We start from the raw sequence: 7,080 nt of genomic DNA, 5'->3' as shown, positions 1-7,080 counted from the left end.
GAACGTGGCTGACGGCGCCGTGCCCGGTGCACGCCGAAACCGATCGAGTTGACAGTCGTCGAGGTGGCCGACCTATACTTGATCCATTGCTCCCCGCCGTCTCCGGATTGGCGGGGATTTTTCTACCCCGGGGAAGCCATCGTGCTGCGTGCGTCCGTCGTGATCGACTATCAGAACGTTCATCTCACGGCGAAAGACGTCTTCAACCCGAAAGGCGAGAAGCATGAGTCACTGATTCACCCGGTGCAGTTCGCCAAACGCGCGATCGTCGAGCGCAACGAGCGGCAGCGTGAGGGCTTCCCGCTCGCGGAGTGCAGTCGTGTTCTCGTGTATCGGGGGCTCCCTCATGTCAACCACGACTGGGAGCAGAATCGGCGTTGCCTCGAGCAGGCCACCGAATGGCGTGATGCCGGCGCGATCGTCGAGCTGCGCGATCTGAAGTACCGATTCCAGTACTCAGCAGGAAAACCGGTGCTCGACATCAACGGGCAGAAGATCCCGACGGGACGTCCGGAAGAGAAGGGGATCGACGTGCTCGTCGCTCTCGCGTGCGTGCGTGAGGCAGCCAGATCGGACATCGACCTCGTCATACTCGCTTCCCGCGACACCGATTTGGTTCCTGTACTGGATGAGCTTCACGACTTCCACGGCGCGGAGCCGTCACGATATGCCGGCATCGAGACTGTGGCGTGGTTCAACTCCCGATGGGAGGAGGAAGGCGCCCGCACCTACGGAAACCTGCGCCCGACGGCGCCTCGCCGGATCTGGAACACCAACCTCGACCGTGACTGCTACGAGGCCTCCCTCGATCGACGCGATTATCGTTGACAGGTGTTTCCGTCAGCGCGGTTGACGCGTCCGCATCGGGGCGCCGGCGGGCGATCAGCGAGGGGTGAATCCGGGTAGCGGCGGGGTCCCCCAGGGGTCCCCGAGCATCCCGTGATTGCCGATGACGGCGAGGCTCCCGTGCATAGTGTGTGTCATGAGCGACGCTCAGCGCTTCGAAAACCTCCAGATCAGCCCATAATTCCGCGGAATCTTGCGGTCGACTGAGCATCGAAAGCAGCATTGGCTCGCGGGGTCCAGTCTTGGCTCATTTCACCCTGCTAAGGTGGAGTCCTCGCAAGGGGACCGAGGGTTCAAATCCCTCCGTCTCCGCAAAAGAATCCCTGGTCAGCCGGGGATTTTCGCGTTTGTGGCATAGCGGGAATGTGGCTCGAATCGCATTCCGATTGCGCCAAGTGACCCCCCAGGTGACCCCCGTTGAACACCACCTGCAGGGGCGAGGAGGGGTGGCTCGCCGGCTTCTGATCTGGGGTTTTCCTGCGGCTTTCGCGCTGGGTGGCCCCTGGGTGTCCCCGCGACGTCGGGTGGCCTCTTCGCTGGGGATGTGTTATCCCGGGGTGCCACTTTTCAGGTCGTGCTCACCGAGCGGCTCAACGGGGGAGCCGTGGGATCGGAGATCAGCCGACCGGTCCGATAGGTTCCGATAATGCGGATCTTGCGTGCGGTGGCGGGTGGGGCGGCGCTTGTCGTGCTGACTGCAGCGTTGACGGGATGCTCGATCGACGCGTTGATCTGGGGGCCGGATGGCGCCCGGGTGATTCAGGCCACCGAGGAGTTCATCGGTGACCTCGCCGCGGGGGAGCCATCCGACATCATCTGCGACGACTCGGCCGCCGATCTCGGCGAGTCGACAGATTGGGTGGGGCTGTCGGCGGGTGAGCCGGAGCGTTTCGTCGCGGAGTACTGGGGCGAGCAGGTGCCCCTGGATCCGCAGTGGAGCATCAACCTCGAAAACCTCCCCATTGGTGCGGTGCCTGGTGATACGTACCCCGGCGACGTGTTCTACCGAGAGACCGACGAGGGGTTCTGTGTGGTCGACGTCGTGTGGTGGACCATCGAGTCGGTGGGCTGACGGTACGATTTCGTCCCGGTCGGCTGAGGTGGGCCAACAGCCGTCTCGGGCCGACGGTATCGTGAGGACGTGACCGATCCGGATGCCGCGTCCCCGGCTGACGGTGCGCGGCAGCGCACTTGGGTCACGGCCGGTGTGCTGCTGGTGCTGTCCGCGCTGGTGGGTGTCGCGGCGCGCGGGCCGCTGTCGGTCATCCATCCCGCCGGGGACTGGGCTGTTCGCGGCGGGAGTGGTCCTGTTCGCTGTGGGCCTCCGTCACGAGGGGAGTGTGACGGATCGTCGTGCCGTGGGTACCGCAGCGATGATCCTGCTGGCGGTCGCGCCGCTGACGCGGGCGTTCTGGGCCGGCTTCGTCCCGGGCGAGGTGACCAACCCCAACACCGTCGAGGACATCTCGGCGCTGGTGTCGATGCTCTACTACGGCGTCGTCTTCGCGCTCGCGGTCGTGTCGGTCGTGCAGATCGCTCGCGCCCGGGTCGTTCCCGCGCCGTTGCGATGGGCGCCGGCGTGGGTGCTGGTGTGGACGATCCTCACGGTGAGCATCGGACTGCAGCTGTTCGGATCCGCGCCCCTCGGCACCGCCGTGGCCGTCCTCGGATCAGCGCTCGCGCTGTACGGGCCCGCCGCGGGTATCGCGTTTCTCGGCATCCTGGGGATCGTGCTCGGCAATCGGCGCGCCCGGGCACGAATGACCATCGGCTCCGGCACGCACGCGCGCCCGCGGTGACGAGCGGGTGCCCCCGCTGCCTGGGTGCGGCTGACCCCCGCTGACCGCGGGAGTTCAGAGGTAGCGGCGGGCGCGTTCCGCGAAGCGGGGTACGCCTGCCCGAGCGAGCAGCTCCAGGTATTCGTCGACGGTCATTGGCGGGTTCTCATAGGAGGACAGCACCGTACGCAGCACCGTGAGGACGACGTCTTCACGGAGTTCGAGTTGATCGAGCAGGAAGTCGTCGGGGTGGCGTGCCTCGATGTCGTAGGGTTCGAGAGCGTCGTCGGGGAAGTGGCGCAGGTTGAACGTGACGAGCAGTTCCACGTTCGCGCGGACGGCCGCTGCGAGGATGTGCCGGTCTCCCTCATCGCAGGTCATCGCCGGGATGAGCTCGTCGTACCCGGTGACCTCCGCGTCGGGGAACGCGGACCGCATCATCGAGATCCTGCGGTCGGCCGCATCCGGTGTGATGCCACGACGGACGAGGGTGCGCTGCAGCTCTTCGAACACGCCCGCGGACCACAGCGGTCGGAACATGCCTCGCTCGGCGAGTGTGAGGAGCAGGTCGTTCAGTGCGCCGCCGAATACCGCCGAGGTATCCAGGAAGACGGGAAACCGCACAGGTCAGCTCTCGTCGGCGTCGGCGTCGGTGTCGGGCTCGTGGACGAGGTCGAGCATTCCCGACTGCTGATTGTGGCGGGCGAGTTGGCGAAGCGCCGCCTGCCGCTCGGCGCGGATGCGTTCCTGGAAGCTGACGAGGTCGGCGAGCATGACGCGTCGGTGCCGGCCGACCGTGTCATAGCTGAGCGCACCGCTGTCGAGATACTTCACCAGCGTCGGGCGGGACACCCCGATGAAATCGGCGGCTTCCTGGGTGGTGAGCTGAGTATCAGTGGGGACCACCGTCACCCCCTGCCCAGCGGCGAGGAACTCCGCGACCCGGCGGAGAACATCGAAGAGATCCCCGGGGAGCTCAATCTCCTGCCCTGCCGCCGAGACCAGCCGCATGGACTGGCCAGCGCGGAACTCGCGCTCGAGTTCGGCGAGGATGTCCTCAAGCTGCTGCGGGCTATCGGCTCCGGGCAGGTACGTCCGGCCAGGGCCGTTCATTGTGCGTGGCATGAGAATCCTCCGGCTCCAGGGTAACTGCAATATTCGCAATTCGGATGCTGTCTCGCAAGGGATCTGCGGGCCGGAAGGGCTGCGCGCTGGGTGACCCCCAGGTGACCCCGAGCATGCCGAGGGTTGTGTGAGGTCAGGAGCGCCGAGTGTGTGGAGTGCGTGGCGCGCGCCGAGGTCACCGGCAGAAACAGCCTGATCAGGATGAGTAATCCGCGTGATTCCGAGGCAGGGTGGGCCGTGCGAGAGCGGTCCGGCGTTCGGTTCGTTTGACCCTGCTAAGGTGGAGTCCCCTCACGGGGACCGAGGGTTCAAATCCCTCCGTCTCCGCCGAAAATCCCTGGTCAGAGTAGTTTTCTTTCGGCTCGCCGGAGGGCTCGCGGGTCAGCGTTCGAGGCTCGGGCCGCGCCGAGTGTCCCGACTCTCGGCCGAACTCCTCGGCGGCGGCGAGACGCCACACATGGTCACGGCGTTGCCCTTCGCCGAGGACGTGCGCATAGACGGCGAGGACGGTGCGTGTTTCGTCGCCCAGGTACTCCGCGACCTCGTGGATGGGCGTGCCGAGGCGCAGCCAGGTGGACGCGGCGTCGTGGCGTAGCGCGTGGCGGCGGAAGCCGAGTGGGAACTCGCGGACCACGCCGACCGAGAGCTGTCCGCCCTGCTGGTTGGTGAACAGGTAGTCGTCGGGCTGCTTGCCCGCGGCGTGGGCGCGGAAGATCGCCAGCGCTCGCGGCGACAGCGGCACCGGACGGGTGCCGCGCCAGGACTTCGGAGCCTTCTCCTCGTAGCGGTCGGAGTGGGAACGCTCGACGTTGAGCTGCGCGAGGGGGACTTCGGAGAGCCAGTTCACGCGGATCGCGCGCAGCTCGCCCCAGCGCACTCCGGTCAGCGACATGAACTCGAACACGTCTGCGATGTCGCTGCGCCGCTGCCGTAAGGCGGCGAGCACTCCGGCGACGCGCCGCGGGGAGGGAATCTCGTTCGGGCTCACTGCGCGCTGGGCGACGCTGCTCAGCTCGGGAATCTTCTTCATGGTCCGCACCGGGTGCGGCTGGTGCAGGAAGCCCTGCTCGTCGGCGTAGGTGAACAGGGCGCTCAGCGTCGTCTTGGCGCGCGACCGTCGCCGGTGCCTTCCCGCCGCGCAACTCGGCGAGCAGGTGCTCGCGGATGTCTCCGGCCTGCACGGTGGCGAGCGACCGCTTCAGCAACGGGGCGGGGAGCGCGGCGAGGTTGTTCCGGTCGGTGTCCACCGTGTGCGGGTTCCCGCCTTCACGCGCCGCGAGGAACCTCTCGACCAGTTCCTGCATCGTGAACTTGCGCTTGGGTGGCAGGGGACGGCCGGTGTCCAGCAGGTGCTTCTGCTCACGCTCCCACGCCTCTGCGTCGCTCTTGCGGTCGAAAGTGCGGGATGCGACGAGCTGGGTGCCGGAGCGGACGCGCGCGAGGTAGCGGGTCTTGCCCGTCTTGGTCTTGCGGGCCTCGATGCTCACTTGACCACCCCCGCCAGGCGCTCCACGTCGATGCGCCGGTAGACGCGCTTGTGCTGGGTGAGCCGAATTGGCTCCACCGGGGCTTGGCCGGACACGGCGAGGGCGCGCAGGGTCGTGCGGTGGATGCTCAGCAGCGCGGCCGTCTCCTCCTCGGAGTAGAACAGCGGCGCCGGCCCGGTCTGCACGACGCCCTCAGCGTCCTCGCCCATCCTGGCCTCCTTCCCGCATATCAGATAGTTGCGGATATTTGAGACTATACCGCAACGCAGATAACCGCAACTACCTGAGATAACTCCCAGGTTCGCTAGACTCGTGCCATGCCCGCATCACCGCGACGCCCCGGCGATCAGTCCTACGACGGCCTGATCATCTCGGCCGATCTGCCCGACGGCTGGTATCTGCCGTCCCGGTTTCCCGGCGAGCGGGACGACGACGCGAGCGAGCAGATCGACGCGATCCTCGGCTACAACGACCCGGCGGTGACCGAGGAGCAGCGGCGGGCGCAGCTCGACTCGGAGGCGAACGAGACGATCGATGGCCGCTGGCGCCACATCGAGCACACCGCCACGGCGACCCGCGTGCTCATCCGGCTCCAGCGCCAGACCTTCGCCGTCCCGGAGGAGGTGCGGATCACCGGCGTCATCTACCTGCCGTGGCGACCGGGTGACCCGATCACCAGCCAACTCCTACGGGAGTTGCCGACCGCGAGGATCGAGGCGGCGATCAACAAGCGGCTGTTCGCCATGACGCGCACCGAGACGATCACCGGCGGCAAGATCGTCCTCCCGTCCGGGCGCAAGGTGTCCGAGCGCGACCTGCTCAAGCCGCTCGGCGACCCGAAGAAAACCCCGGACTTCTACGAACTGGTCGCCCTCCAGCACGGCCGGCTCGCCGCCAAGGGCGACCCGAACCCCTCCGCGACGATGGCCAACATCAGCGGCGTCGCGCTCTCCACCGCGCAGGGCTGGGTCACCCGCTCCCGCGCCCGTGGGCTGCTCCCACCCGGACGCCAGGGTCGAGCCGGGTAGCCATCGCCTCGCGGGTAGCGGCCGCATACGGTTCGAGACTATGCGTGTAATCAAGTCGGGCCGAAGTGAGTCAGCACGGGATCGGCCTCGCCTGATCCGTCATCCCAGCGTGCGGGATCGTCCCGGCCGCCGCAAGCCACTCGCGCTGCTCGGGCATTGCGGCCTCCGGCCCGATCTCGCAGGAGGCAGGGAGCGGTTTAGGGCAATCTCTCATGACGCGACGCCCGGCAACGGGAGGCGTGCCGCGCGTAGGGATCGCTGCGGCGAGCCCAGCTACGCGAACAGGAAAAGCCGGATGTGGGAGGTCGCAAGGTAGCCCGCGAAGCCGATGATTGCGGTGAGCGCGATTCCAGCGAGAGCGCCCCACCAGCGGCGCCGTCCGAGAAGTAGCGTGGCGAAGACGGCCCCGGCGATCAGAAGGCTCCACACGGTCGCGGGCAGGAGGCGTGCGTCGCCGGCGCAGCCCGCCGAGGGTGGGAGGATCGCTGCGCACACGCCGCCGGGCGGGGTGACCGGCAGCGCGATTCCCCAGACGGCGACGAGCGCGATCACGGCAATCACCAGCGCGATCGCTGTGCCTGCGATCCACACCGGCGGGCGTGTTCCGGCCTTCGCGTCCCGCGGGGCTGGTGTCTCTGTGACGGCCACTTATCACACCTATCCCTTGGGTGGAGCAGCTCCTGAGCAGCAAGAAGCCTAGAGCGTGTCCTGCAAGTTCGGCGGGTCGCGGGTTACACCTGGTCTGGGTGTGTTAACCAGTTGTGGTGGTAGGTCGTGGAGAGCTGACGGATAAGGCATGGGCGCGGGTCGCGCCAC

9 protein-coding genes and 1 tRNA gene are annotated in these 7,080 nt (G+C 67.2%); 5 read left to right on the top strand and 5 right to left on the bottom strand.

Annotated features, from left to right (window positions below; all coding sequences use genetic code 11):
• The first annotated feature begins 48 nt into the window (after positions 1–48).
• The 4 genes from ACK5KK_RS14640 to ACK5KK_RS14625 all read left to right on the top strand — a co-directional run bounded on the left by ACK5KK_RS14640 (position 49) and on the right by ACK5KK_RS14625 (position 2,645).
• Positions 49–828 (top strand): hypothetical protein, encoded by a 780-nt coding sequence (locus ACK5KK_RS14640; protein ID WP_416890817.1) that lies wholly within the window; start codon positions 49–51, stop codon positions 826–828.
• A 249-nt stretch (positions 829–1,077) separates the two neighbouring features.
• Positions 1,078–1,158: transfer RNA gene (locus ACK5KK_RS14635), tRNA-OTHER, on the top strand.
• Positions 1,159–1,492: 334 nt separating this feature from the next.
• On the top strand, positions 1,493–1,918 hold the full coding sequence (locus tag ACK5KK_RS14630; protein WP_416890816.1) for a hypothetical protein: 426 nt from the start codon (positions 1,493–1,495) through the stop codon (positions 1,916–1,918).
• 286 nt (positions 1,919–2,204) lie between these two features.
• Positions 2,205–2,645, top strand: coding sequence for a hypothetical protein (locus ACK5KK_RS14625; RefSeq protein WP_416890815.1), 441 nt, complete (start codon positions 2,205–2,207; stop codon positions 2,643–2,645).
• A gap of 54 nt (positions 2,646–2,699) precedes the next feature.
• Here ACK5KK_RS14625 and ACK5KK_RS14620 read toward each other — a convergent pair whose 3' ends face one another.
• The 4 genes from ACK5KK_RS14620 to ACK5KK_RS14605 all read right to left on the bottom strand — a co-directional run bounded on the left by ACK5KK_RS14620 (position 2,700) and on the right by ACK5KK_RS14605 (position 5,445).
• Complete coding sequence (locus tag ACK5KK_RS14620; RefSeq protein ID WP_416890814.1) at positions 2,700–3,248, bottom strand: PIN domain-containing protein; 549 nt, start codon at positions 3,246–3,248, stop codon at positions 2,700–2,702.
• Positions 3,249–3,251: 3 nt separating this feature from the next.
• On the bottom strand, positions 3,252–3,749 hold the full coding sequence (locus ACK5KK_RS14615) for a helix-turn-helix domain-containing protein (RefSeq protein ID WP_416890813.1): 498 nt from the start codon (positions 3,747–3,749) through the stop codon (positions 3,252–3,254).
• A 196-nt stretch (positions 3,750–3,945) separates the two neighbouring features.
• The gene (locus ACK5KK_RS14610; RefSeq protein WP_416890812.1) at positions 3,946–4,779 is read right to left on the bottom strand and encodes a tyrosine-type recombinase/integrase; all 834 of its coding nucleotides are present in this window, start codon (positions 4,777–4,779) and stop codon (positions 3,946–3,948) included.
• 453 nt (positions 4,780–5,232) lie between these two features.
• On the bottom strand, positions 5,233–5,445 hold the full coding sequence (locus ACK5KK_RS14605; protein WP_416890811.1) for a hypothetical protein: 213 nt from the start codon (positions 5,443–5,445) through the stop codon (positions 5,233–5,235).
• 108 nt (positions 5,446–5,553) lie between these two features.
• Between ACK5KK_RS14605 and ACK5KK_RS14600 the strand changes: the two genes are divergently transcribed.
• Positions 5,554–6,264, top strand: a complete 711-nt coding sequence (locus ACK5KK_RS14600; RefSeq protein WP_416890810.1) for a hypothetical protein — start codon at positions 5,554–5,556, stop codon at positions 6,262–6,264.
• Between the two features lie 273 nt (positions 6,265–6,537).
• Here ACK5KK_RS14600 and ACK5KK_RS14595 read toward each other — a convergent pair whose 3' ends face one another.
• Positions 6,538–6,912 (bottom strand): hypothetical protein, encoded by a 375-nt coding sequence (locus ACK5KK_RS14595; protein ID WP_416890809.1) that lies wholly within the window; start codon positions 6,910–6,912, stop codon positions 6,538–6,540.
• Positions 6,913–7,080 lie beyond the last annotated feature (168 nt).

The organism is Microbacterium sp. (genome assembly GCF_047972865.1).
Classification (GTDB): domain Bacteria; phylum Actinomycetota; class Actinomycetes; order Actinomycetales; family Microbacteriaceae; genus Microbacterium.
Note: the sequence above shows the minus strand (reverse complement) of the source record. Positions and strands in the feature narration are given on the sequence as shown.